Genomic DNA, 24,707 nt, shown 5'->3' with positions numbered 1-24,707 from the left:
CACAAGGATTCAGCCATAAATACAGAAAAGCCCCTTATCGAAATCTTTCGAAAAAAGAGCACATCTATCCACGGCCAAAATACTCCTTATCCAATAGATTTGCCCAAAACGTGCGTATTATACGTCACCAGGCTACAGTTCATGCGCTATTATCTATTGTCCCGGCGACCTTCGCCGTGACAGGAACATAGAGAACGGAATTCGCAAAAACCTGCCGTGCGGCATGCGCTTACCGGGCGACAATATATCACTTGACATTTCAGCAAACTAAAGACATGGAGCCTATCTTAATACTGACATTTTATAATAATACCACTGTGGGCAATGCATGTCAATAAGTAATATTATTTATTTCTGCGCTCTTATAATCCGATAGCCCTTGTCTTTCCCCACTTCTTCCACCACCGGGAACAAGCTCTCCAGCTTGGCAACCGCCGACGGCGCTCCCTGCTTCTTCTGGATGACAATCCACAGACTTCCACCCTCATGCAAATGATCATACGCCTGTTCAAAGATCTGATGCACCACTGCCTTGCCGGCACGTATCGGCGGGTTGGTAAGAATCACATCGAATTTACGCCCCTGTACTGCGGACAGCACATCACTTTGCATAACCGTAACATTGCGGATTCCATTATGCTGCGCATTCTCGCGGGCAAGCTCTACCGCACGGCTGTTGATGTCTATCATCGTCACATGTCCCTTGGGAGCTAGATACGCCGCACTAATCCCTATGGGGCCATAACCACAGCCCACGTCCAGTACCCCCGCACCATCCGGGATGACCATCGCCTCGATTAGAACACGGCTGCCATAATCAATATCACCTTTGGAAAAAACACCAGCGTCGCTTGTAAAGCGGAGGCTTTTGCCTCTCAGTTCCGTATCGATGCTGCGTCTGTCATGACGCGCTTCCGGCTGCTGCGAGTAATAATGCTGCGACATACAATCCTCCCTTTCACATTGTACTAGACCCATCTTATAAGGGCTTCCCTTATAGAGCAACCCCCTTGAACAAGTTCAAGGGGGTTGCAAGAACCGGAGAGAATCACTTCTGCCCCGGGGCAGTACCTATGGAATCAACTTATTTTACTTCTACAGCTGCGCCTGCTTCTTCCAATTTTGCTTTGGTAGCTTCGGCTTCTTCTTTGCTTACTTTTTCTTTGATTGCTTTTGGAGCGTTGTCTACAACGTCTTTAGCTTCTTTCAAGCCAAGACCTGTGATTTCGCGAACGATTTTGATAACGTTGATTTTGGAAGCGCCAGCGCTTGTCAAAATTACGTCGAATTCGGATTGCTCTTCTTCAACAGCTGCTACAGCGCCGCCAGCTGCTACTGGAGCTGCTGCAGTTACGCCGAATTCTTCTTCGATTGCTTTAACCAGGTCGTTCAGTTCCAATACGCTCATGCCTTTGATTTCTTCCAGGATTGTTTCTTTGCTCATGATTGAACCTCCATTATATTTGAATTGGTTTGTGGTATTGATTATGAAGCTAGAAGCAAAGGCTTACGCGCTTTGTTCTTCTTTCTCAGCAACAGCTTTAACTGCAAGCGCGAAGTTGCGCATTGGAGCCTGAAGCACGCTAAGCAGCATGGACAGCAAACCTTCGCGGGAAGGAAGCTCAGCCAGTGCTTTGAGCTGGTCAGCGTCGATCACGCGACCTTCTACTACGCCGCCTTTAAGTTTCAGAGCGTCGTTCTTCTTAGCGAAGTCATTCAGAATCTTGGCTGCTATTACCGCATCAGTCTCACTGAAAGCGATAGCTGTAGGACCAGTCAGGACAGCGTCCAGATCAGTCAATTCAGCCGCCGCAGTTGCACGGCGAAGCAATGTGTTCTTCAGGACTTGAAATTCAACGCCAGCCTCACGAAGCTGCTTACGCAGTTCGGTTACTTGCGATACGTTCAATCCGCGGTAGTCTGCTACTACAGTAGAGATACTGTTTTGCAGTTTGCCGGTAACAACATCAACCGCATCCTGTTTAGCTTGGATTACTTTTGCATTTGCCAATGGTATACACCTCCTGAAAATTTATGTCACGGCGTTTCTTCCGGAGAAACTGCGCCGTTCCTACGCAGGCATTAGAAAAGCCTCCGCAGATTCACGAAGGCTTGATAAAACGGAAAGTTGATCAGGCGAGCCTGGCACTTTTTGTTTCTATCACAACACCTCGGTAGGAAATTAAGCCCTACGGCACCTACTGTCTACGGTAAGCATATTCAAATTCAAGATTGATCACCTTAATGTTCACAACTGTTACAGATTATCAAAGATAACTCGAAGAGTCAACCCTTAATTATCTGAAAGCAGTAGCGTTCACACGAGCACTAGGTCCCATTGTGGACGAAATAGCAACGCCTTTAAGGTAAACACCTTTGGCAGCAGCCGGTTTCGCACGGTTCAGAGCGTCCATGAGAGCTTTAAGGTTCTCGTTCAGTTGTTCAGCGTTGAAAGACACTTTGCCGATTGGCGCGTGAATTTGGCCCGCTTTATCGAGACGGTATTCGATTTTACCGGCTTTGATTTCTTGAACAGCCTTGGTAACGTCGAAAGTAACTGTACCTGCTTTAGGGTTAGGCATGAGGCCCTTACCACCGAGCAGACGACCCAGTTTACCGACTTCGCTCATCATATCAGGTGTAGCTACGCAGACATCGAATTCAAACCAGCCCTGTTGAATCTTGTTGATCATATCAGCATCACCAACAAAATCAGCGCCAGCAGCTTCTGCTTCCTTCGCTTTTTCACCTTTTGCAAATACAAGCACGCGTTGAGTTTTGCCTGTGCCGTGAGGCAGGACAACAACACCACGAACTGCTTGGTCTTGTTTACGCGGGTCTACACCCAGACGAACTGCTGCTTCAACGGTTTCGTCGAATTTGGCAGTTGCTGCCTTTTTCACAAGCTCTACAGCTTCTGAAGGCTCGTAAGTCGCTTCGCTGTCGATCAGCTTAGCAGATTCCATGTATTTCTTACCATGTTTAGCCATGAAAATGTTCCTCCTTTGTGGTGTTAGCGGAAATTCCTCCCACATATTGCGGTCATGAATGACCGGTTCATCGAATACATATTAGTCTTCGATTGTGATTCCCATACTGCGGGCAGTACCTTCAACCATACGCATTGCAGCTTCAACAGATGCAGCGTTCAGATCGGGCATTTTTGTTTCAGCGATTTCACGAACCGCTGCGCGGCCCAGCTTCGCTACTTTTTTCTTGTTTGGTTCACCGGATCCTTTTTCTACTTTCGCAGCGATGCGAAGCAGAACAGCAGCCGGAGGAGTTTTGGTGATGAAGGTAAAGGAACGGTCTTCAAATACTGTAATTTCAACCGGGATGATCAGGCCAGCCTGGTCGGCAGTACGAGCGTTGAATTCCTTACAGAATGCCATGATGTTGACACCTGCTTGACCTAACGCCGGACCTACTGGAGGCGCTGGATTCGCTTTCCCTGCAGGAATCTGCAGTTTCACCATTTTAATAACTTTTTTAGCCATGAGTGACACCTCCTTGCGTAAATAGTGGTATTCGAATGCTATACAGCATTCTCCCACAAGAAACCCTTGTGCTTGTTATATCTTCTCCACTTGAGTGAAATCCAACTCGACTGGGGTTTCCCGTCCAAACATGTTGACATGTACCTTGATCTTGCTCTTGTCTGCCAAAATCTCTTCCACAGAGCCCACAAAATTCGCAAATGGACCGACCATAATACGTACGGATTCCTTAATTTCGAAATCAATCTTCGCTTTAGGTTCAACCATGCCCATATGCTTCAGAATTTGTTCAACTTCTTCAGGGAGCAGTGCAGTAGGCTTGGACCCTGAACCAGTTGAACCGACAAATCCGGTAACGCCCGGCGTATTGCGGACTACATACCAGGAATCATCCGTCTGAACCATTTCGACCAAAACGTAACCAGGGTAAACTTTGCGCATGACAGTTTTTTTCTTGCCATCCTTGTTTACCAGCTCTTCTTCCATAGGAACAAGAACGCGGAATATTTTGTCTTCCATGCCCATGGACTCAACGCGTTTTTCCAAATTGGCCTTGACCTTATTCTCATACCCGGAATAGGTATGAACGACATACCATCTTTTTTCCATATCAAGCCACCTGGGACCTCTCTAAATAATCGCTTCAATCACAGCGGAAATACCGATGTCCAGAACCCAGAAGTAAAGAGAAATAACTACGATTGTACCGAGAACGATCAATGTATAGTTCTTCAATTCTTTACGGCTAGGCCAGCGAACCTTTTTGAGTTCACTCCAGCTCTCAGTGAAAAAGGAAAACAAAGACTTGAAACTACGTTTCACGCCGACTACACCTCCAAAGACTATCTGGTTTCGCGATGAGGAGTTTGCTCGTTACAAAACTTGCAAAATTTCTTCATCTCCAAGCGGTCGGGGTGATTTCGCTTGTTTTTGGTTGTTGCATAGTTTCTTTGTTTGCAACTTGTACAAGCCAAAGTGATAATTACCCGCATGATGTGCACCTCCCGAAGACGTACTTCTAACGGTTAAATTAGAAGACGTAGATATTGATTCAAAAAAAAGCCGCGAATTTAGGCCTACCTAAAACACTTTAGCATAATATCAATGTCTGTGTCAACGAAAGTTTCCCCCATCGCACTGGGTATTTCCGGGTGCTGTAGCCGTGTAACAACCATCATCTTTGCTCTAGCTTCTTCCTTATGCCACTCGCTGTCTTCCATATCATTATGGTGCATTCCGCCATGGTATAAACCTGCTGCCAGCCAATGCTTCATAAATCAGAAATTCATCACATCAAAATGTAGCGACACTAAAAAAAGACTCGAGTCCCGAGCCTTCCTAGTTCATTATATCATTAATTGTCACGCACTTCCAGATATCTTTCCAATTTCCGTTTCACTCGCTGCAGTGCATTGTCAATGGACTTCACATGCCGCTTCAAATCCTCGGCAATCTCCTGATAGGAACGTCCGTCCAGATAGAGCATCAGAACCTTGCGTTCCAGATCACTCAGAATCTCAGCCATCTTATCTTCCAGTCCGATGAACTCCTCCTGGTTGATAATCAGCTCTTCCGGGTCAAGCACCTGCGTTCCGCATATCACATCCATCAGTGTCCGGTCGGAATCCTCATCATAGATGGGCTTGTCAAGCGAGACATAAGAATTCAGCGGAATATGCTTCTGGCGGGTAGCCGTCTTAATGGCGGTTATAATCTGACGGGTGATGCACAGCTCGGCAAAGGCCTTGAATGATGACAGCTTGTCACCCTTGAAGTCACGAATCGCCTTGTATAGGCCAATCATGCCTTCCTGCACAATATCTTCACGATCTGCCCCGATCAAAAAATAGGAACGAGCCTTGGCACGCACGAAATTGCGGTACTTGTTAATCAAATGCTCTAATGCGCCACTGTCGCCACCACGGAAGATCTCGACAATTTCTTCATCACTTATGAAATCATACTCGGACAGCATTATTTCCTTGAGGTCGACACTCACCAAGAATCCCCCCGGCTGCAACGCAAGACACATCGTTACTTCTCGAAATATAGGAACAGTATATATTATGTTACCTTACACCGTCAACCGGAATTGTCCAAAAACAATCTTCAATAACATATTATGGCATTTTTCGACGGGAGTCTGCTGCTTTCGCGTCCTTACTGTCTCCGCCAGTCCTCCAGCCGCTTGCGCGTCTCGGGAGGCAGTTTGTCTTCCAGCGAGTGACGGGTGGAGCTTATGCTTCCCGGTTCGATGGCTTTCTTCACCTGCTTCTGGTTCTCTTCAATCGCAAGTCTCAGTTCCCTGGCTGAGATTCTGAGAGCTCCCTGGGCAAAAATGACATGCTGCTCCACAAAATCACTGGTTGCAACCGAGATCTGTCTGCGGCGGTGCGTGAATTCTCCAACCAGCCGTTCGATGCACTCATCTGCGGTTTCCTTCTCCTTGGTGAAGAAGACCTGGACTTTCCCTTGTACAAAAGACCGCCCCAGTCCCGGCACACGGTAGGCATCGAATACGGCAATGACGCGCAGCCCGGAGAACGCCTGATAATCGGCCAGCATATCGAGCAGCCGGTCGCGCGCCTCCTGCATGCCGGTCTGCGATAATGCCGCAAGCTCCGGCCAGCCGCCGATCATATTGTACCCGTCCACGAGCAGGATATCGCGCCAGTCCGCCATCATTATCCCTGTTCTTGGCGGCGGCGGAGTACCTCGTACATGATTACACCGGCTGCAACCGAAGCATTAAGCGAGTTAATTCTTCCGGCCATCGGCAGCTTCAGCAGCACATCGCATTTCTCACGGATCAGGCGGCCCATTCCCTTGTTCTCATTACCGATAACCACTGCTACCGGTCCGGTGACAATATCCGATCCGAACAGATTCTGATCGGTGTCCACATCGGTTCCTACCACCCAGACCCCCAGCTCCTTCAGCCGGTCAATGGTCTGCCCAAGATTCGTTACGCGCGCTACGGGCACATATTCGACTGCGCCGGCAGAGGTCTTGGATACAGTTGCCGTGATCTGTGCAGAGCGGCGCTTCGGCACAATGACTCCATGCACACCCGTACAATCAGCCGTACGCAGGATAGACCCCAGGTTGTGCGGATCTTCAATTTCATCCAGCAAAAGCAGAAACGGCGGTTCTCCCTTGGCTTCAGCAATTGCCAGAATATCAGCAACCTCCGTATAGGCGAACGGTGCCGCCTGCGCAACCACCCCTTGATGCTGCACTCCCGGTGCGAGCTGGTCCAGCTTCCGCTTGTCTACATGCTGGATCACAATTCCCGCCTTGCGCGCTTCAGCTACGATAGGTGCAGTCAGATGCTTTTGCGCGGTTTCAGCGATCCATATCTTGTTCAGTGTCCGTCCGGCTCTAAGGGCTTCAAGCACAGAATGCTTGCCTGCCAGTATTTCCTCTTCTGTTCTCAATTCTTCCATTGTTTTATCTCCTGTTCTGTATGCTCACTTGGTCCGGTTCAACATGTATTCGATGCTGCTGTGAACAAGCTCCTGGATTCTCGCCTGCTGTCCGGTGTAATACAAATGCCCGATCAGGCATTCAAAAGCAGTCGCGTGGCGGTACTCCAGCACATCCGCGTTTTTGGGAATCGTGCCGGACTTCGCATTGCGCCCCCGTCTTACCACATCCTTCTCTTCCTCCGTAAGCACCGGATCAAGGTGTGCAAGAATGGTGCTCTGCGCTTTGGCAGAGACCAGCCCGGTTGCCGAGCGGTGCAAATGATTGGGGCGCAGATTAGGCAGCGAGATCAGATATTGCCGCACGGCAACCTCATAGACGGCATCGCCTGCATACGCAAGTACGATCGGTGACAACAGATGGGCCGGCTTGGAGGGTTCGTACGGGAACCAGACGCTGTTCAGATCAAACGTTCCGCTCATTTACGCCGCCACCGCATTCCCTGCGGAGTATCCTCCAGCAGAATCCCCAGAGCATTCAGCTCATCACGGATGGCATCGGACCGGCTCCAATTCTTATTCTTGCGCGCTTCTGCACGTTCAGCAATCAGACGCTCCACCTCTTCACTTGCTACCTCTTCTTCGGCTTCCGCCGTAAGGCGCAATACCGAATTCATCTCGGCAAAAGCCTTCAGCAGTGCTGTTAAATCAGCATTAAGCGCATGATTATCAGCAAGTGTGAGGTTCGCCAGACTCACCCAGTCAAACACAGCGGTGATCGCATCCGGTGTATTGAAATCGTCCTGCATCCGGGCATGAAAGCTGCCCAGGATAGCCGCGAGCCGTTCCGTAATCTGCGGACTTGCTTCACCCGCCGCCTCCTCTTTACCCAGCTCAAGGCGGTGCTTCACATTGCCTTCGGCCAGAGCGATACGATCTACGCTTTTCTCGGCAGACTGCAGTGCTTCCTCGGTGAAATTGAGCGGATTGCGGTAATGGCTGGACAGCATGAAGTAGCGGATAGCTCCCTGCTTGAAGCGCGCACTGATATCCTTCACCAGCAGACCGTTCCCCAGTGATTTTGACATTTTCTCGTCGCCGATGTTCAGAAATGCATTATGCATCCAGTAATTCGACAGCGGCTGGCCCGTCAGCGCCTCGGTCTGGGCACACTCGCATTCATGATGCGGGAATTTCAGATCCTCTCCGCCGCCATGGATATCAATAGTCTTGCCCAAATATTCGCGCACCATCGCCGAGCATTCAATATGCCAGCCGGGACGTCCCTCTCCCCATGGACTGGACCAGTGCACCTCACCCGGCTTGGCAGCCTTCCAGAGTACGAAATCCTCCTGGTTCTCTTTGCGGGAATCTACCTCAACCCGGATACCGAAGCGCAGCTCCTCCAGATTCTGGCCGGACAGCTTGCCGTAATTGGAAAATTTGCCGGTACGGTAATACACATCTCCACCGTTCTCATACGCATAACCTTTCTCTTCAAGCTCTTTGATGAATCCGATAATTGTGTCCATACTGTCCGTCACCCGCGGATTCATCGTTGCCGGCTTCACGCCAAGTCCGGCCAGATCCTCCTGATAGGCGGCAATGAACATATCTGCAACCTCAGCTACGGTGATGTTCATCTCCTCCGCTTTGCGGATCATTTTATCATCCACATCGGTGAAATTCGTCAGATAACGTACCTCATTGCCGAGTGCCTCCAGATAGTTGCGCACCATGTCAAAGACGATAATCGGCCGGGCATTACCGATATGCATATAGCCGTAGACTGTGGGTCCGCATACGTACATTTTCACCTTACCCGGCTCCTGCGGTACAAATACTTCTTTACTGCGACTCATCGTGTTATAAATTTGCAAAGCCATTCTTGTCCCAACCCTTTCTATTGTCCCCGGATTCTGAAATACCGGTAAGCTTAAATTTCGTAATCGCCGATATATTGCTGGCTTTCCAGCCGCCGCTGTTCCTTCTTCTGCTTGTCTTCCGCACCCATCTGTTCCCTGAGCTCTTCGATCTCCTTCTGCAGGAAACGCAGGGAATCAATCAGCGGATCGGGCATCTTGGTATGATCCAGCCGGTCGGATACGCGTTCTCCGTTACGTTTGACCACACGCCCGGGATTGCCGACTACCGTACTGTTGCTGGGCACTTCGCGCAGAACGACGGAGTTGGAGCCGATATTGCAATTATCACCGATTGTGAAGGAACCCAGTACTTTCGCACCAGAGCCGATCACGACATTGTTGCCGACGGTAGGATGACGTTTGCCCTTCTCTTTCCCGGTTCCGCCAAGCGTGACCCCCTGATAGATAATGACATCATCGCCTATCTCGCAGGTCTCCCCAATGACAATACCCATTCCATGGTCAATAAACAGTCTGCTGCCGATCACCGCGCCCGGATGAATCTCCACCCCGGTCATGAACCTGCTGATCTGGGAGACGATGCGGGCCAGTGTAAACCAGCGGCGTTTATAAAAAGAGTGGGCCGTCCGGTGCGCCCAGATAGCGTGAAGCCCTGCGTAGGTGAAGATAACCTCGAACCTGCTGCGGGCGGCGGGATCGTTGTCGAATACGGCCTGAATGTCCGACTTGATATGTTTAAACATCACGGTTCCCCTCTTCTCTGACTTTTCAACAAAAAACGCCCCTGCAGCCTATAGCTGCAGAGACGTTTAACCGCGGTCCCACTCTGCTTGAACATTCGTATACATGGATGCCGTTCACTTCACGGCCCATGCTCTGGTGTTCCTCTTGGCGTCTGTAACGGCGACGTTCCCGGCACAGTCTACAGCCTCCGGTTAGAGACTTTCAACCCTGCAGCTCACAGGTGCATCTTCAGCGGCAGACAAATGAATAACTCCCAGCCTGCAAGGGAAATCTCCCTCAGCGGTTATTCTCTCTGGCAATTGCCCTTATACGCTTACTTTTCCTGATCCCAGCTATTATTATATTCTTCTATCTTAGCGAAAAGCCGCTGAACTGACAAGGGGCTCTGCCCTTGCCTGCTTCTGTTTATGCGCCTTTGATCTGCGACTTCAGACGTTCGATTACCCGTTCCCGGCCAAGCAGCGCAAGGGTCGCATTCAGATCACGGCCATGCATCTGTCCGGTAAGAGCGACACGAATCGGCATAAACAGCGCTTTGCCTTTGTGCCCGGTTTCCTTCTGTACTTCCTTGATCAGCACTGCCATATTGGCCGCGCTGAAGTCCTCGGCCGCTTCCACTTTAGCCAGAAAAGCGGAGAGAACCTCAGGAACCTGGGCTTCGGCAAGCACCTGGGCTGCTTCTGTCTCCAGTTCCAGGTGACTGCGGAAGAAGAGGTCGGACAGTCCTACAATATCTGAAGCAGCGTTCATCTGCTCCTGATACAGCGCAACCAGGCTCTCTGCCCAGATCTGCTGCTCCGCACTCAGAGCTTCCGGCAGCCGTCCCGCCTTTTGCAGATGAGGAATAGCAAGTGCCGCGATCCGCTTGGGATCGGCATGCTTGATGTAATGGTTATTGAGATGTGCCAGCTTGTTCGTATCAAACACCGCCGGGCTCTTCGACAGACGGTTTGCTGTAAAGATCGAGATCAGCTCTTCCTTCGTGAAGATCTCCTCCTCACCTTCCGGCGACCAGCCCAGCAGGGTGATGAAGTTGAAGAGTGCCTCCGGCAGATAGCCCAGCTGGTCATACTGCTCAATAAACTGAATGATCGACTCATTCCGTTTGCTTAGCTTCTTATGGTCGTCCCCGACAATTAGCGTCATATGGCCGAACAACGGAGCTTCCCAGCCCAAAGCTTCATAGATCATGAGCTGACGCGGCGTATTGGAGATATGGTCTTCTCCGCGCAGCACGTGGGAGATGGCCATCAGATGATCATCAACCGCTACTGCGAAGTTATACGTCGGAATGCCGTCTTTCTTCACGATGACGAAGTCGCCCATCTCTTTGGTATTGAAGGAAATGCTGCCCTTAACGATATCATTGAAGGTATAAGTACGGTCTTCCGGAACGAGAAAACGAATGCTGGCAACACGCCCTTCTGCTTCAAAGCTAAGGCGCTGCTCTTCGGTCAAATTACGGTGTCTGCCGGAATAGCGCGGAGTCTCGCCGCGTGCCGTCTGTTCCTCACGTTCTGCTTCCAGCTCTTCTTCCGTGCAATAGCAGCGGTAAGCTAGACCGCGGTCCAGCAGATCCTGCCAATAGACACGGTAAAGGTCCAGACGCTCTGTCTGTCGGTAAGGGCCATATTCGCCTCCTACATCCACACTTTCATCCCAATCTATTCCCAGCCACTTCAAGTACTTCAGCTGGCTTTCTTCACCTTCTGCTATATTGCGCTTGAGATCCGTATCTTCGATCCGGATAATGAATTTGCCGCCCAGATTACGGGCGAACAGATAGTTGAACAAGGCTGTTCTGGCATTTCCGATATGTAAATGTCCCGTAGGGCTCGGTGCGTAACGCACCCGAACTTGATCCGCCATGGGTTTCCCTCCGCTTCATATTGGTTGAAATTAGGCTGTTTCTTAAGCTAAAACCATCTCACGATGATATCACATCTTGGAGCAGACAGACAATAGATTGCGCGGCAATTCCTTCACCGCGTCCGGCAAAGCCAAGCTGCTCGGTCGTTGTCGCTTTGACATTCACCTTCGACAGATCCGCTTCAAGCGCACGGGCAATAACCTCCGTCATCTGCGGGATATAAGGCGCCATTTTGGGTTTCTGCGCAATGATGGTCGAGTCAATATTCCCCAGCCGGTATCCCCGCTCGCGTGCAAGCGCCCATACCTGCTCCAGCAGCTTCAGGCTGTCCGCATCCTTGAAGGCCGGGTCCGTATCCGGGAAATGTCTGCCGATATCCCCAAGGCCCAGCGCCCCCAGTATAGCATCGCTAACAGCATGCAGCAGCACATCCGCATCGGAATGCCCCAGCAGCCCTTTCTCATAAGGAATGGTCACCCCGCCGATAATACACGGCCTTCCCTCAACCAGTTGATGTACATCGAACCCTTGTCCTACAGCAATCATGTGTGTTCCTCTCCCCTGCTTCTTACTGTGAATTCAGCGAAATCCAGGTCCTCCGGTGTTGTGATCTTAATATTCCTGTAGCTTCCCTCTACAACCGAAACGGTAATGCCGCTGCGTTCCGCCAGACTGGAATCATCTGTACCGAGGAAGCCGTCCCGCTCTGCCTCCTCATAGGCGGAGCGCAGATCGGACAAACGAAAAGTCTGCGGGGTCTGAATCGCCCACAGACTTCGCCGATCCGGCGTAGACAGCACCTTGCCCTCACTGTCCACCTGCTTGATCGTATCCTTTACCGGTACTGCCAGCACCGCTGCTCCGGCCGATTGAGCCCGTTCAAAGCAAGCCTCAATCTCACTGCCTTGTACGAATGGCCGGACCCCGTCATGCACCATGACCCAGGTGGTCGTAAGTTCTCCCAGTCCACGGCGTACCGAATGCTGGCGCTCCGTTCCTCCGGGAATGACTGCAGCCACTTTATCCAGCTTGTAGGCTTGTACCCATTGCCGGCAGCGCTCCACATCCTCTTCACCGGTGACAAGCACAATCTCAGAGATAAGGTCATGCCGCTGGAATACCTCCAGGGTATGTACGATAATCGGTTTGCCCTGGAGCAGCAAGTATTGCTTGCTCTCTGCCGTCCCCATCCGGGTTCCTCGGCCTGCCGCTACGATAACGACACCCACACTGTTTGACATGCTTTTGGCTCCTGTCTTTCACGTATACTCCCATCATAACGTGTTTGACTGGCATTTCCAAGCCTTCAAGGTCCCGCCGGAAGGCTAACGGGTACTTATTGCGCTTTTTCCAGAAGCTTGGGCTTGGCAAAAATCATCCGGCCTGCCGATGTCTGCAGGACGCTTGTCACCAGCACCTCCATCGTAGTGCCGATATAATCCCGGCCGCCTTCCACCACAATCATCGTGCCATCATCGAGATAGGCTACACCTTGTCCATGTTCTTTGCCGTCCTTGATCACTTGAACAATGATCTCTTCGCCCGGAAGCACCACCGGCTTCACTGCATTGGCCAAGTCATTGATGTTCAGCACCGACACCCCTTGAAGTTCACATACCTTGTTGAGATTGAAGTCATTGGTGACGACCTTGCCGTGCAGCACTTTAGCCAGCTTGACCAGCTTGCTGTCCACCTCGGAGATTTCCTCGAAATCTCCTTCATAGATCAGTACCTTGACGTCCAGCTCTTTCTGAATCTTGTTGAGGATATCCAGCCCTCTGCGTCCGCGGTTACGCTTCAGCAGATCCGAGGAATCGGCAATATGCTGCAATTCCTCCAGTACGAACTCAGGGATAACAATCGTGCCTTCGATAAAGCCTGTTTTGCAGATGTCGGCAATCCGTCCGTCAATGATAACGCTGGTGTCGAGAATCTTGTGCTCCTGTGTTCCCCGGCCCTCCGGTTCGGCAGCACGTGCCCAGCGTCCGGTAGTCCAGAGCGAAGCCAGCTCTTCCTTCTTCTCCAGCCCTACCCGAAGACCCAGGTACCCCAGGGCAAGCGTTGCAGCTACCTGCAGCAGCTCTCCTGCCTTGCCAAGCCAGGCCATAGCGGGATACAGCAGCAGAGACAGCAGCAGACCTCCAGTAAGCCCCGCTGCGCCTGCAGCGAACTCACTCATCGGCATACGCGAACAATACTCTACCGCCTCACGCAGTTTAGAAATCGCCCAATCCGCGCATAAAGTCCCCGCAATCAAAAAAATAATGGCACCCAGCACCGCAAACAAAACGCTTCCTTCCATAGGCAAACTATCCTCCAGCTTCCCCATCCCTCCCGGGAACCCTCTTTCTGCCGCGCGATATAGCGAATAACCGGACCAGGCTCCACAACACCCGGCAAGCATCAGAACAATCTTTTTCCACATAACCTCGCACCTCCTTATTATTCATCCACAATTCATCTATACTTCACCAGTATGTTCCAATTTTTAGGACAATAATCCGGAGGTACGTTATTTTTTCTGCGGACTACCATTTCTGTGTCCATATCCGCTGCCGAAACTGCTATTGCTGGTTGAAAATAAGGGAGCCCCTGACATATAATGAACTCAATTACGAACCCAGGGGTGAATGGTTAATGAGCGCACCAAGTTTACAGGCCTTTCAGGATCAAGTCTCCGAACTGCTGCTCCGTCACCGTAGTCTTCTGGATGTAATGTCCAAGAACGGACAGAGCAGCGCTTCCGTCAACCGGGCTGTCGTCAAATCCATTACCGAATGCGGCTGCATTCAACTGCATGCAACCAAGCAGGTCTATGAACCGACACTGGGGCTGGAACAAGCCAAAGAGCTTGCCGGCACCCATCTTGAAGGGGAGCTGTGCGAGAACTGCCGGGAGGTCATTGGCTCAGAGCTGGGCCGCGAGCTGTTCTATATGTCTGCGCTCTGCAATTTGCTTGCGATCAATATGGACGAGGTAGTGTCCAAGGAATCGCAGAAATGCGCCACACTCGGATTGTTCAATTTATCCTAAGCAGACGGCCAGTGTCCTCCTTCATCCGTTCAGCAATACGCAGCAAAAAGGCATTGCACTCTCCTGGTTCAGGAAAGGCAATGCCTTTTGCTTATCGGTCTATGAATGGAATTAGTGCTGCACTGATACCTAGCCGTTCTTGGAATGATATACCTTGTCTTCCGATCGTCTTCTGCGGCGGCGCTGACGGCGGGCCTTCAGCAGCCCCAGACTCTGCCTGAAGCCATATAAAGCATACAGCGCAAGCAGGCCGAAGATCAGCTTGGCAATCTGTTCAGGAAATACTACAGCAACGGCTACAGCAATCACTATCACTAAAGGCGCGCCTACGACCGCTTTTTTGGGCAGGCCGATCTTTTTGAAATTGGGGTATTTCACGGTACTGACCATCAGATAAGAGAGCAGTAGTGTAGCCACAATCATAAAGGGTGCAGATACGTCTTTATGGAAAAGCGCCAGTGTGGCAAGAACCCCACCCGCAGCAGGTATAGGCAATCCTACGAAATATCCCGGAATCCCCGGGCGGACATTGAACCGGGCCAGACGCAGTGCTCCGAATACAGGGAAAATCGCTGTAATCGTCCATCCCAGTGCAGAATTCAAGTCCTGCAGACTGGTCAAATACATAATAATCGCCGGAGCCACTCCGAAGGAAACTACATCGGATAAGGAATCCAGCTCCTTGCCGAATTCACTCTCACATTTGAGCGCACGGGCCACGCGGCCATCCAGACCATCGAGCAGCATCGCGATAATCACCATGATAGCGGCCATGCTCAGTTTGCCGTCAAACGCCATCATGATACCAAACATTCCAAGCATCAGATTACCGATCGTAAACAGACTTGGAATTGATTTTTGTATCATTTCTTCACCTCAATTTTCCTACTTGTACTGCTTTGGTTTGCAATATTACGTGATTGTATGTTATTTACATTTGTCTGTCAATAAGAACTTGTTTCTGGAGCCGCTTCAGTCCGTCCTGAATATTGCGTGCCCGGACCTCGCCAATGCCGTCCACTTCATCGAGTTCAGCAATGCTTGCCGTCAACAGATTAGGCAGTCTTTCGAAGCGTTCCACCAGATTGTGAATGATCACATTCGGCAGTCTTGGGATCTTGTTGAGCAGACGGTAACCGCGCGGGGTCACAGCTTCTTCGGACGAAATGGCTGTCGAGGAATAGCCGAGCAGACGGGCAATATGATTGTCATCCATCAGCTCATCATCCGTGCTGCGCTTCAGTCCGGCAATGATCTCGCGGATCTTGTCCTCTTGCTCCACTCTTGCATAGTCTCTGTACAGGAGCCATGCTTCTTCCTCTGTATTTCCCACCAGTTCTTCCATCTGCATGCTGATCAGGCGGCCTTCATTGCCAAGCTCGTTGATGTATCGCTTAATTTCCATTTTGATCCGCAGCACCATTTCCACCCGCTGGATCACGCCGACGACCTCTGCTACAGTTACAATCCCTTCGTATTCGGAAGCGGACAGGTTGGTCAGCCCTTGTGTCAGAACGGCTCTGTACTTCTCGAGGGTCTGAATCGCCTGGTTGGCTTTGGCCAGAATCGAACCGATTTCCTTGAGGGCGTAACGGATGGAGCCTTGATACAGAGTAATAATATTACGGCGCTGGGAAATGGAAACTACCAGTTTGCCGGTCTGTTTGGCTACACGTTCAGCCGTCCGGTGCCGGATTCCTGTCTCAATGGACGAGATAGAGGAATCGGGAATGAGCTGAGTATTGGCGTACAGAATCCGCTTCAGATCCTCGCTCAGAATGATGGCCCCGTCCATTTTGGCCAGCTCATATAAATAATTGGGTGAAAAATCGCAGTTAATGGAGAATCCGCCATCGACAACCTCCATCACCTCCGGACTATATCCGACAACGATCAGTGCCCCGGTCTTCGCGCGGAGCACATTCTCCAGCCCCTCCCGGAAAGGTGTTCCCGGTGCGGCCATTCTAAGCAGATCATTCATATTATCTAATGGATTATGTTCTTTCATCGTCCCTGTGCCCCCTAATCTAACGCGACCGCTAGTGCCTGTGCTACTGTGCTGACGCCAATAATCTGAATATCCTGCGGATGCTTCCAGCCTTTCATGCTCTTCTCGGGCATAATGACCCGCCGGAAGCCAAGCTTGGCCGCCTCTTTCACCCGCATTTCTGCGCGTGATACCCCCCTCACCTCACCGGTAAGCCCTACCTCGCCGAAGAACACATCATAAGGCTTGGTCGGGAAATCCCGGAAGCTGGAAGCGATACTGATGGCGACAGCCAAATCTACCGCCGGCTCATCCAGCTTCACTCCTCCCGCTACATTGAGGTAAGCATCCTGATTCTGCAGGAACATGCCCATCCGCTTCTCCAGTACAGCAATAATCAGCGCCATTCTCTGATGATCCATACCTGTGCACATTCTGCGGGGTGAAGGGAAATGTGTCGAGGCTACCAGTGCCTGTAATTCTACAAGTACAGGTCTCGTGCCTTCCATGCTGGCTACTACCGCTGAACCGGCCACTCCAAGCGGACGCTCCGAGAGGAACAGCTCTGACGGGTTCTCCACCTCGGTTAGCCCGACCTCCCCCATTTCAAAGATGCCGATCTCATTGGTGGAGCCAAACCGGTTCTTCACCGCCCGCAGCAAACGGTACGTATGATGCCGTTCTCCTTCAAAGTAGAGGACACAATCCACCATATGCTCAAGCATACGCGGGCCGGCAATCGCCCCTTCCTTGGTTACATGCCCTACAAGTACTGTGGCAATCCCCCGGATCTTGGCGATTCGCATGAATCTTGTCGTACATTCCCGTACCTGTGCCACGCTGCCCGGCGCACTGGTTACTTCCGGCATAAATACAGTCTGGATGGAGTCAATGACCAGAAACTGCGGGTTAATCTGCTCAATGGCTTCTTCAATGCTCTCCATATTCGTCTCACATAGAACATACAATTCCGCAGACAGCGCTCCGAGGCGGTCGGCCCGCAGCTTGGTCTGCCGCACGGATTCTTCCCCCGAGATATACAACACGCGAAGCCCCTGAGTGGTCAGGGCATGTGAGGTCTGCAGCAGCAGCGTCGATTTGCCGATTCCGGGATCGCCTCCGACCAGCACCAGCGAGCCGGGCACAATTCCGCCGCCAAGCACGCGGTTAAGCTCACCGATGCCCGTCAGAATCCGCGGCTCCTTGTCACTTTCTATATTTATGATCGACTGCGCCTTTTCTTTACTCTGAAAAATAGGTGCATTCATGCCTTGTGTTTTGACGACGCTTTCCGTTTCCTCTACCATCGAGTTCCATTCCTGGCACCCCGGGCACTTCCCGAACCATTTCGGTGATTCGTACCCGCATTCGGTACAGAAAAATTTTGTTTTTGGTTTTGCCATGTGCGCTCCTTACCGTCCGAACTTACTAAAATTGCGGATATTTTTCTCTTATTCAAAGTTTACCATTTCTGCACACTTAACGGAAGGACACTTAAGATCTACTTTTCATTTGCGTCTTCTCCGGAAGCCAAATAAAGCTCCCGCCCCTCTATACGGAGGAACGGGAGCTTTGTTTCATTTTACGCAAGAATTACTCAGTTTCAACGGTTTTCTCCAGGGAGACTTCAGATGGTGCTTCTACAGTGGTTACGACCAGTTCACCGTTCACCTCATCAATGTTGAGGGAATCGCCCTTCTTGATGTTGCCCTTCAGCAGCTCTTCGGACAGACGGTCCTCGATGTGCTTCTGAATCGCCCGGCGGAGCGGACGGGCACCGAAGGCCGGGTCATAGCCTTCTTTGGCCAGGAACGCTTTGGCCGCATCCGTAAGCAGGAAGTCTACATCATGCTCACGCAGACGCTTGCGCAGCTCCTCGGACATCAGGGTAACGATCTCGGCGATATGCTTCTCATCCAGGGAGTGGAAGACAATGATCTCGTCGATCCGGTTCAGGAACTCGGGACGGAAGCTCTTCTTCAGCTCTTCCATAACCTTGCCCTTCATGTTGCTGTAATCAGCGCCCGCATCTTGAACTGCAGTGAATCCAAGCGTCGAATTCTTCTTGATCGCCTGTGCCCCTACGTTCGAGGTCAGGATAATCAGCGTATTGCGGAAATCGACCACGCGGCCTTTGGAATCGGTCAGACGGCCGTCTTCCAGCACCTGCAGCAGAATGTTGAACACTTCAGGGTGAGCCTTCTCAATCTCATCCAGCAGGACAACGGAATACGGTTTGCGGCGTACCTTCTCCGTAAGCTGTCCGCCTTCTTCATATCCTACATATCCTGGAGGAGCCCCAACCAGACGCGAGGTGGAGTGCTTCTCCATGTATTCCGACATATCAATGCGGATTACCGCATTCTCATCACCGAACATAGCTTCGGCAAGCGCCCGTGCCAGCTCGGTTTTACCCACCCCGGTTGGTCCGAGGAAGATAAAGGAGCCCATCGGACGTTTCGGGTCCTTCAGACCCGCACGCGCCCGGCGGAGTGCCCGGCTGACAGCCTTAACGGCTTCATCTTGTCCAATTACACGTTCATGAAGCAAGGACTCCATGTTCAGCAGACGGTCCGTCTCTTCTTCCTTCAGCTTGCTGACCGGAATGCCGGTCCAGCTGGCAACCACCTGCGCGATATCCTCAGGTGTAACCTGGGAGTCGGTACGGCCCTGCTTTTCTTTCCACTGGTTCTTCGTGGTATCCAGCTCTTCACGAATCTTCTGCTCGGTGTCGCGAAGCGCAGCAGCCTTCTCGAATTCCTGGCTCTGTACGGCGGAATCCTTCTCCTTGCGGATATCATCCAGACGCATTTCGAGTTCCTTCAGATTCGGCGGGATCGTGTAAGAGTTCAGTCTTACCTTGGAGCCTGCTTCATCAATCAGGTCAATCGCTTTGTCCGGCAGGAACCGGTCCGGGATATAGCGGTCAGACAGCTTCACTGCTTCCACAATTGCTTCATCCGTAATCTTCACCCGGTGATGGGCTTCATAACGGTCACGGAGACCGAACAGAATCTGTACAGCTTCTTCCGGGGAAGGCTGATCGACTGTGATAGGCTGGAAGCGGCGTTCCAGCGCAGCGTCTTTCTCAATATATTTACGGTATTCATCAAGGGTTGTCGCACCGATGCACTGCAGCTCGCCACGGGCCAGAGCAGGCTTCAGGATATTGGAAGCATCAATTGCACCTTCCGCACCGCCAGCTCCGATCAGAGTGTGCAGCTCATCAATGAAGAGCACGATATTGCCTGCCTGACGAATCTCATCCATGATTTTTTTGAGGCGGTCCTCGAACTCACCGCGATATTTCGTACCGGCCACTACAGAACCCATATCAAGGGTCATGACACGCTTGTCGCGCAACGTTTCCGGAATTTCATTGTTGATAATCTTTTGGGCCAGGCCTTCAGCAATAGCTGTTTTACCAACCCCCGGCTCACCAATCAGCACCGGATTATTCTTGGTACGGCGGCTCAGCACTTGAATGACACGTTCGATTTCCTTGCTGCGGCCGATTACAGGGTCAAGGTTGCCGTCCTTGGCATAGGCTGTCAGGTCACGGGCCAGGCCATCCAGTGTTGGCGTGCTTACGTTGACCGGAGCGCCGCTATGGCTGGAGGTGGCTTCACTGCTGCCCAGAAGCTGCAGTACCTGTTGACGGGCCTTATTCAGGCTGATGCCGAGATTGTTCAGTACGCGGGCTGCTACGCCCTCTCCTTCACGGATCAGACCGAGCAGGATATGCTCTGTTCCCACATACGTATGCCCCAGCTTGCGGGCCTCGTCCATGGACAGCTCGATGACTTTTTTGGCACGAGGAGTATACGCGATGTTGGTCGGCTGCTCCTGACCTCTGCCAATCAGTGTTTCCACTTCATCCTGAATTTTCTCCAGACCCAGACCGAGTCCGATCAGTGCCTTCGCGGCAATGCCGTCTCCCTCACGAATCAGTCCGAGCAAAATATGTTCTGTCCCAATGTTGTTGTGTCCCAAACGTACGGCTTCTTCCTGCGCCAGCGCCAGCACCTTTTGTGCGCGTTCCGTAAATCTTCCAAACATCATATCTCCTGCACCTCCACGGATAATATATATCTATAATTAATGTTGTGATCCCAATGTCTCCCGGAGCAGCTTCGCCCGGTACATATCACGTTCGGTAGAAGACAGCTCGTCACCGAACAGCTTTTGCAGAAAACCAGGCTGGGTCTTGACATTCAGCTCATTGAGCACTGAAATCGACGGCCCTTCCAGAATTCCAAGGTCTACACCAAGCCGCAGATCGGAGAGCCGCTGTGCGGACTCCTTAAGCTCCATCACTGCCGCGTAGGACAGAATTCCGTAGGAACGTTTGATGCGGTCCGTAATCCGCAGTGCGGAATCGACCAGCAGGCGTTCACGTGCATTCCGTTCATGCTCTATAATCTGGGTAACTACGCTGTGAAGATTCTCGATGATCTCATTCTCGGTCTGTCCGAGCGTAATCTGATTGGAGATCTGAAAGATATTCCCTACTGCTTCGCTGCCTTCACCATAAATTCCTCTAACGGTAAGTCCAACCTGATTGACTGCGGACAAAATCCGGTTAATCTGATGGGTCATGACCAGCGCCGGCAAATGAACCATTACCGAAGCTCTGAGTCCTGTGCCCACATTGGTGGGACAACTGGTCAGGTAACCTCTGCGGTCATCAAAGGCATAATTGACAGCAGCCTCAAAAATATCGTCGATGGCAGTTGCCCTTACCCAGGCTTCTCTGACCTGCAGTCCGGGAAACAGGCATTGAATGCGGAGATGATCCTCCTCATTAATCATAATGCTGACCGACTCGTCCTCATTAAGAATGACTGCTCCGCCTTTGGAATCATCCGCCAGATTAGGACTGATGAGATGCTTCTCGACCAGTACCTTTTTATCCAGCTCATCCAGCTCATCCAGTCTCAGCAGCTCAAAGCTGCCGAAATCTGCAGAAGCTTCACCCTGAAAAACAGGAGCAAGCAGGTCCAGCACCTCTTCGGACTGCTCTCTTGAGGCGAGCAGCGGGAAGGGCAGATGCTCCAGATTACGGGCGATTCGCATACGGCTGCTGATTACAATCTCAGAATGACTGCCGCCGCAGCGCATCCAGTCACTAAGTGCTTGTTCGGTAAACCGGAGACTTGACATGTCCAATCCCCCCTATATATCAAAGACTTTACTCTTGTGGCATTTCTTTTTCAAGCTTGCGGATCCGATCCCTCAGCTCTGCTGCAGTTTCGAACTCTTCCTGCACGATACTCTGCTGCAATTCCTGCTTCAGCTCATCAATTTGGCGTTTGCACATGATCTGTGCACCGGCCCGTCTGGGAAGCTTGCCGACATGAGCCGTACTTCCATGTACCCGTCTGAAGAGCGGGTCCAGTGTGCTGTCGAAATACTTGTAGCAAGAGCTGCACCCAAACCGTCCAAGCTTGCTGAACTGTGAATAGGTCATACCGCAGTTCTCACACTGCAGCCCTTGCACAGACTGTGCAGCTGCTGACTTGCCCTTGCCTGCGCTCTCCAGATCAAGCAGCCCGGAGAGCAGGCTGTGAATGGAGAAACCTCCGGAAGTACCAGGGATGAGTTCCCCCTTCTCCCGCGCACAGCTTTCGCAAATATGAAATTCTGTCTTCTCCCCGTTCACAATCTTCGTGAAATGGAGTGTAGCCGGTTTGACGCCGCATTCCTGGCATTGCATGAGCGGTGTCCCTCCTTACATGTTGACAAATTATTTGCCTAATAAAGAGATTAACATAGCCTTCATAAGCTTGGCACGAATCTCATCCCGGTACGGCAGATTAACCGTCAGGCATTCCCGGGAAACCGCGGATCGCATCAGACACGCTTCACGTTTGGAGAGGAAACGGGCCTCCTCCAACTGATAAATCAGTCCTTCGGCAGAATTCTGGTCAATATCATTCCCTATCGTGGAGTTCAGATGTGCATACAAGGCCACATTCTGAGGCAGCTCATAGCGCTGAATCCGGATATATCCGCCTCCGCCGCGTTTGCTCTCCACCACATATCCCTTTTCCAAAGTAAAGCGTGTACTGATAACGTAATTGATCTGCGACGGCACACACGAGAACTGGTCCGCCAGATCATTGCGCTGAATTTCCACCGTACCTTCGGGACTTTCATGCAAAATATTCTTCAGATATTGTTCAATAATATCGGAGATATTACGCATCACTCATCCTCCAGTGTGTAAGCCTTGGTAAAATTTGTGGTGCGCCACCGCCTGCCGTCAGAGACATGCTCTTAAGAATTTAAACCGGGCCATAGCGTAAGAATCGGCTGCAATCACCTTCGCACTACCCTTTTCGTCTAATTGTTACATTCTTGAGAACGATGCTAATCGGCCTGCGTTGACTTTGACTTTCTTTGACTTTTTCATATTATAACATATTCTCACTGAATTCCAAGGGGTTACGCTTATTTTTTACTTATTGGCGGCATTGTATTCCATGGTGTCTTAATAGATCACTGGGCCCATACGATATGTATAGGATAGCACTGTCAGAAAAAATCGAATAATGCCGTTTCCGCCTGCGGAATCAGCGCTTCCAGCCATTCTACAGCTTCAGCGGTCCCGGCTAATTGTCCGTACCTGGCTGTCTCCAGCGGACGTTTATAGCCCATCAGGAGCATGGTAAGTGTTCCGATACCGCATACAAGGTCTGCGTCTGCCCGGTCTCCTTCGATCTGAGTAAGCGATACCTTCCCGTGTTCCGATACCGTCCACCGCCATAACCCGTTATTCCAGGGCGCATGTGTATCTTCAATATATAGCACACGATCCTGAACGCTGCCCGGCACCTTAAACGTCATGTTCTCCACAAAAGCCTTAGCATTCACGATACGCGCCATGAAGTAAGGATAATTCTCCTGTGCCACACGCGGATCGGGAAGCAGAAAGGGAAGAATATCATCAGACGGCACCAGCTTCAGCTGTGCTGCCGTAATCATGGAGTCATGGTTGGCAAGGAAGGTCCACAAGCCTTGGCGGGCCAGTTCATTCACATAGATAAATTCATCTATGATCAGCTCTTGGTTCACTATTTTATACAGCACATATCCTTCCGGTTCACCCTGCTCCGAATAAAACACACCTGTGTGCGTATCCTCATCGAGCACTCTTTCCTTCCACCATTGCTCAGGGCGCAGGAGCGTGCCGTTATACCGCATGGCAAATGTATCATACAACTGCTGAAATACTGCAATATCAGCTGTCCCGCGCTTTACCGCGCCTTGGATCTCCGTCTTATGCGGGAACTTCCCTACAGGAATGGTGTACTTCTTATATTCACAGTAGATCTCCCAGCCAAATTTACGGTAAAAAGGAATCAGGAACGGATGCAAAAAGGACAACGTTTGACCGGCTTCATTCATTGTCTTCAGCGCATGGGTCAGCAGATGGGCCACATACCCCTGCCGGCGGTTCTCCGGCCAAGTAGCGACACCCGCAATTCCCCCCATGGAAACGGGTCTGCCCTGGATATATGCCTGTAGCGGAAGAAGGGTCAATTGTGCACCTATTCCTTCCCCTTCAAAAAGCCCCCATATCTGGTCCGGCTTAAATTTCTCCCTGGCGCGTACCCGGTCTTCCCCGGTTACCTTGTACTGAAAAGCATATTCGGACAAGCTCAAGCTTTCCTCAAATTCTTCGTTCCGTAATTTCCTAATTTCCATTCTGCTCACCCCGTTAATATTTCATAGAAATCGCGACAATTATTGCTTATTAGAGAGTATAACAAGCAAATCGTCCGGAAGCTAACAAGGCGCCTCGAATCAGCTTTAATACCCAAGTTATCCACAGCTTTTATACAACAACATAAAAAACCGGAAAGAGTTTCTTTCCGGCAAAAACGAGTTATCCACGAATAGCAATTATCTATCCACATTATTCACTTTTTATCCACAAAATCGGTGTATTACTTATGTTTTTTCTTGACTCGTCCCCTGAATTATGCGTTATCCCCCGTTTTCCGGGGATAGATTCGTTCCTGAAATAGTATCCACATGTGCGTAATTTTTCTGTACTTGCTGAAATCTATCCACAGCTTTTCCACAGCCCTGCCCGCACGCAAAAAAGCCACTGTCGATTGCTCAACAATGGCTTGATCTGCTTGGCAACGTCCTACTCTCCCAGGACCCTTCGGTCCAAGTACCATCGGCGCTGGAGGGCTTAACGGTCGTGTTCGGGATGGGTACGCGTGGAACCCCTCCGCTATCGCCACCAAACAT

At 51.0% G+C, this 24,707-nt stretch carries 27 protein-coding genes, 1 rRNA gene and 1 other annotated feature; of the genes, 1 reads left to right on the top strand and 27 read right to left on the bottom strand.

Annotated elements, in window-relative coordinates:
- Positions 1–348: 348 nt before the first annotated feature.
- The 18 genes from HQN87_RS29220 to HQN87_RS29135 form a co-directional block, all read right to left on the bottom strand.
- Positions 349–945, bottom strand: coding sequence for a class I SAM-dependent methyltransferase (locus tag HQN87_RS29220; protein WP_173140454.1), 597 nt, complete (start codon positions 943–945; stop codon positions 349–351).
- Positions 946–1,084: 139 nt separating this feature from the next.
- On the bottom strand, positions 1,085–1,444 hold the full coding sequence (gene rplL, locus HQN87_RS29215) for a 50S ribosomal protein L7/L12 (RefSeq protein WP_173140452.1): 360 nt from the start codon (positions 1,442–1,444) through the stop codon (positions 1,085–1,087).
- 63 nt (positions 1,445–1,507) lie between these two features.
- Entirely contained in the window at positions 1,508–2,011 is a 504-nt protein-coding gene (gene rplJ / locus HQN87_RS29210) for a 50S ribosomal protein L10 (RefSeq protein WP_173140450.1), read from the bottom strand.
- 64 nt (positions 2,012–2,075) lie between these two features.
- Positions 2,076–2,229: a sequence feature (ribosomal protein L10 leader region), on the bottom strand.
- 68 nt (positions 2,230–2,297) lie between these two features.
- Positions 2,298–2,990: a 50S ribosomal protein L1 gene (gene rplA, locus HQN87_RS29205; RefSeq protein ID WP_173140448.1), complete on the bottom strand. Its 693-nt coding sequence runs from the start codon at positions 2,988–2,990 to the stop codon at positions 2,298–2,300.
- Between the two features lie 81 nt (positions 2,991–3,071).
- Complete coding sequence (gene rplK, locus HQN87_RS29200; protein ID WP_019908208.1) at positions 3,072–3,497, bottom strand: 50S ribosomal protein L11; 426 nt, start codon at positions 3,495–3,497, stop codon at positions 3,072–3,074.
- A gap of 75 nt (positions 3,498–3,572) precedes the next feature.
- Entirely contained in the window at positions 3,573–4,106 is a 534-nt protein-coding gene (nusG, locus tag HQN87_RS29195) for a transcription termination/antitermination protein NusG (RefSeq protein WP_173140446.1), read from the bottom strand.
- 21 nt (positions 4,107–4,127) lie between these two features.
- Positions 4,128–4,319: a preprotein translocase subunit SecE gene (gene secE, locus HQN87_RS29190; RefSeq protein ID WP_036692354.1), complete on the bottom strand. Its 192-nt coding sequence runs from the start codon at positions 4,317–4,319 to the stop codon at positions 4,128–4,130.
- Between the two features lie 20 nt (positions 4,320–4,339).
- The gene (gene rpmG, locus HQN87_RS29185) at positions 4,340–4,489 is read right to left on the bottom strand and encodes a 50S ribosomal protein L33 (RefSeq protein WP_074086515.1); all 150 of its coding nucleotides are present in this window, start codon (positions 4,487–4,489) and stop codon (positions 4,340–4,342) included.
- A gap of 362 nt (positions 4,490–4,851) precedes the next feature.
- Positions 4,852–5,496, bottom strand: a complete 645-nt coding sequence (sigH, locus tag HQN87_RS29180; protein ID WP_019908203.1) for an RNA polymerase sporulation sigma factor SigH — start codon at positions 5,494–5,496, stop codon at positions 4,852–4,854.
- Between the two features lie 161 nt (positions 5,497–5,657).
- Positions 5,658–6,179 (bottom strand): NYN domain-containing protein, encoded by a 522-nt coding sequence (locus tag HQN87_RS29175; RefSeq protein ID WP_173140542.1) that lies wholly within the window; start codon positions 6,177–6,179, stop codon positions 5,658–5,660.
- A gap of 2 nt (positions 6,180–6,181) precedes the next feature.
- Positions 6,182–6,943: a 23S rRNA (guanosine(2251)-2'-O)-methyltransferase RlmB gene (rlmB, locus tag HQN87_RS29170; protein ID WP_076081731.1), complete on the bottom strand. Its 762-nt coding sequence runs from the start codon at positions 6,941–6,943 to the stop codon at positions 6,182–6,184.
- A gap of 24 nt (positions 6,944–6,967) precedes the next feature.
- Positions 6,968–7,405, bottom strand: coding sequence for a Mini-ribonuclease 3 (locus HQN87_RS29165; RefSeq protein WP_173140444.1), 438 nt, complete (start codon positions 7,403–7,405; stop codon positions 6,968–6,970).
- The gene (gene cysS, locus HQN87_RS29160; RefSeq protein WP_173140442.1) at positions 7,402–8,808 is read right to left on the bottom strand and encodes a cysteine--tRNA ligase; all 1,407 of its coding nucleotides are present in this window, start codon (positions 8,806–8,808) and stop codon (positions 7,402–7,404) included. The genes HQN87_RS29165 and cysS overlap by 4 nt, the downstream gene beginning before the upstream one ends.
- 50 nt (positions 8,809–8,858) lie before the next feature.
- Positions 8,859–9,551 carry a serine O-acetyltransferase gene (gene cysE, locus HQN87_RS29155; RefSeq protein WP_173140440.1) on the bottom strand — a complete coding sequence of 231 codons (693 nt, stop codon included), beginning with the start codon at positions 9,549–9,551 and terminating at the stop codon, positions 8,859–8,861.
- A 406-nt stretch (positions 9,552–9,957) separates the two neighbouring features.
- A complete protein-coding gene (gene gltX, locus HQN87_RS29150) occupies positions 9,958–11,421 on the bottom strand; it encodes a glutamate--tRNA ligase (protein ID WP_173140438.1) in 1,464 nt (487 codons plus the stop codon).
- Positions 11,422–11,479: 58 nt separating this feature from the next.
- The gene (gene ispF, locus HQN87_RS29145) at positions 11,480–11,968 is read right to left on the bottom strand and encodes a 2-C-methyl-D-erythritol 2,4-cyclodiphosphate synthase (protein WP_173140436.1); all 489 of its coding nucleotides are present in this window, start codon (positions 11,966–11,968) and stop codon (positions 11,480–11,482) included.
- Positions 11,965–12,663 carry a 2-C-methyl-D-erythritol 4-phosphate cytidylyltransferase gene (ispD, locus tag HQN87_RS29140; protein ID WP_173140434.1) on the bottom strand — a complete coding sequence of 233 codons (699 nt, stop codon included), beginning with the start codon at positions 12,661–12,663 and terminating at the stop codon, positions 11,965–11,967. Before ispD ends, ispF begins: the two co-directional genes overlap by 4 nt.
- Before the next feature lie 95 nt (positions 12,664–12,758).
- Positions 12,759–13,847, bottom strand: a complete 1,089-nt coding sequence (locus HQN87_RS29135) for a PIN/TRAM domain-containing protein (RefSeq protein ID WP_173140432.1) — start codon at positions 13,845–13,847, stop codon at positions 12,759–12,761.
- Positions 13,848–14,059: 212 nt separating this feature from the next.
- Between HQN87_RS29135 and HQN87_RS29130 the strand changes: the two genes are divergently transcribed.
- Positions 14,060–14,455 carry a nucleoside triphosphate pyrophosphohydrolase family protein gene (locus HQN87_RS29130; protein WP_173140430.1) on the top strand — a complete coding sequence of 132 codons (396 nt, stop codon included), beginning with the start codon at positions 14,060–14,062 and terminating at the stop codon, positions 14,453–14,455.
- A gap of 129 nt (positions 14,456–14,584) precedes the next feature.
- Here the strand turns inward: HQN87_RS29130 and pssA are convergent, their stop codons facing one another.
- The 9 genes from pssA to rrf all read right to left on the bottom strand — a co-directional run bounded on the left by pssA (position 14,585) and on the right by rrf (position 24,704).
- Positions 14,585–15,322, bottom strand: a complete 738-nt coding sequence (pssA, locus tag HQN87_RS29125) for a CDP-diacylglycerol--serine O-phosphatidyltransferase (protein ID WP_173140428.1) — start codon at positions 15,320–15,322, stop codon at positions 14,585–14,587.
- 64 nt (positions 15,323–15,386) lie between these two features.
- Positions 15,387–16,463 (bottom strand): DNA integrity scanning diadenylate cyclase DisA, encoded by a 1,077-nt coding sequence (gene disA, locus HQN87_RS29120; RefSeq protein WP_173140426.1) that lies wholly within the window; start codon positions 16,461–16,463, stop codon positions 15,387–15,389.
- Between the two features lie 14 nt (positions 16,464–16,477).
- Entirely contained in the window at positions 16,478–17,845 is a 1,368-nt protein-coding gene (radA, locus tag HQN87_RS29115; RefSeq protein ID WP_173140424.1) for a DNA repair protein RadA, read from the bottom strand.
- 190 nt (positions 17,846–18,035) lie between these two features.
- Positions 18,036–20,504, bottom strand: coding sequence for an ATP-dependent protease ATP-binding subunit ClpC (gene clpC / locus HQN87_RS29110; RefSeq protein ID WP_173140422.1), 2,469 nt, complete (start codon positions 20,502–20,504; stop codon positions 18,036–18,038).
- 36 nt (positions 20,505–20,540) lie between these two features.
- Positions 20,541–21,605, bottom strand: coding sequence for a protein-arginine kinase McsB (gene mcsB / locus HQN87_RS29105; protein WP_173140420.1), 1,065 nt, complete (start codon positions 21,603–21,605; stop codon positions 20,541–20,543).
- A 28-nt stretch (positions 21,606–21,633) separates the two neighbouring features.
- A complete protein-coding gene (gene mcsA / locus HQN87_RS29100; RefSeq protein ID WP_173140418.1) occupies positions 21,634–22,158 on the bottom strand; it encodes a protein-arginine kinase activator protein McsA in 525 nt (174 codons plus the stop codon).
- 30 nt (positions 22,159–22,188) lie between these two features.
- On the bottom strand, positions 22,189–22,650 hold the full coding sequence (locus HQN87_RS29095) for a CtsR family transcriptional regulator (protein WP_036721901.1): 462 nt from the start codon (positions 22,648–22,650) through the stop codon (positions 22,189–22,191).
- A gap of 329 nt (positions 22,651–22,979) precedes the next feature.
- Positions 22,980–24,152, bottom strand: coding sequence for a GNAT family N-acetyltransferase (locus tag HQN87_RS29090; protein WP_173140416.1), 1,173 nt, complete (start codon positions 24,150–24,152; stop codon positions 22,980–22,982).
- 435 nt (positions 24,153–24,587) lie between these two features.
- A 5S ribosomal RNA gene (gene rrf / locus HQN87_RS29085) occupies positions 24,588–24,704 on the bottom strand.
- Positions 24,705–24,707 lie beyond the last annotated feature (3 nt).

Source organism: Paenibacillus tritici (assembly GCF_013204885.1).
Lineage (GTDB): Bacteria > Bacillota > Bacilli > Paenibacillales > Paenibacillaceae > Paenibacillus_AQ > Paenibacillus_AQ tritici.
Note: the sequence above shows the minus strand (reverse complement) of the source record. Positions and strands in the feature narration are given on the sequence as shown.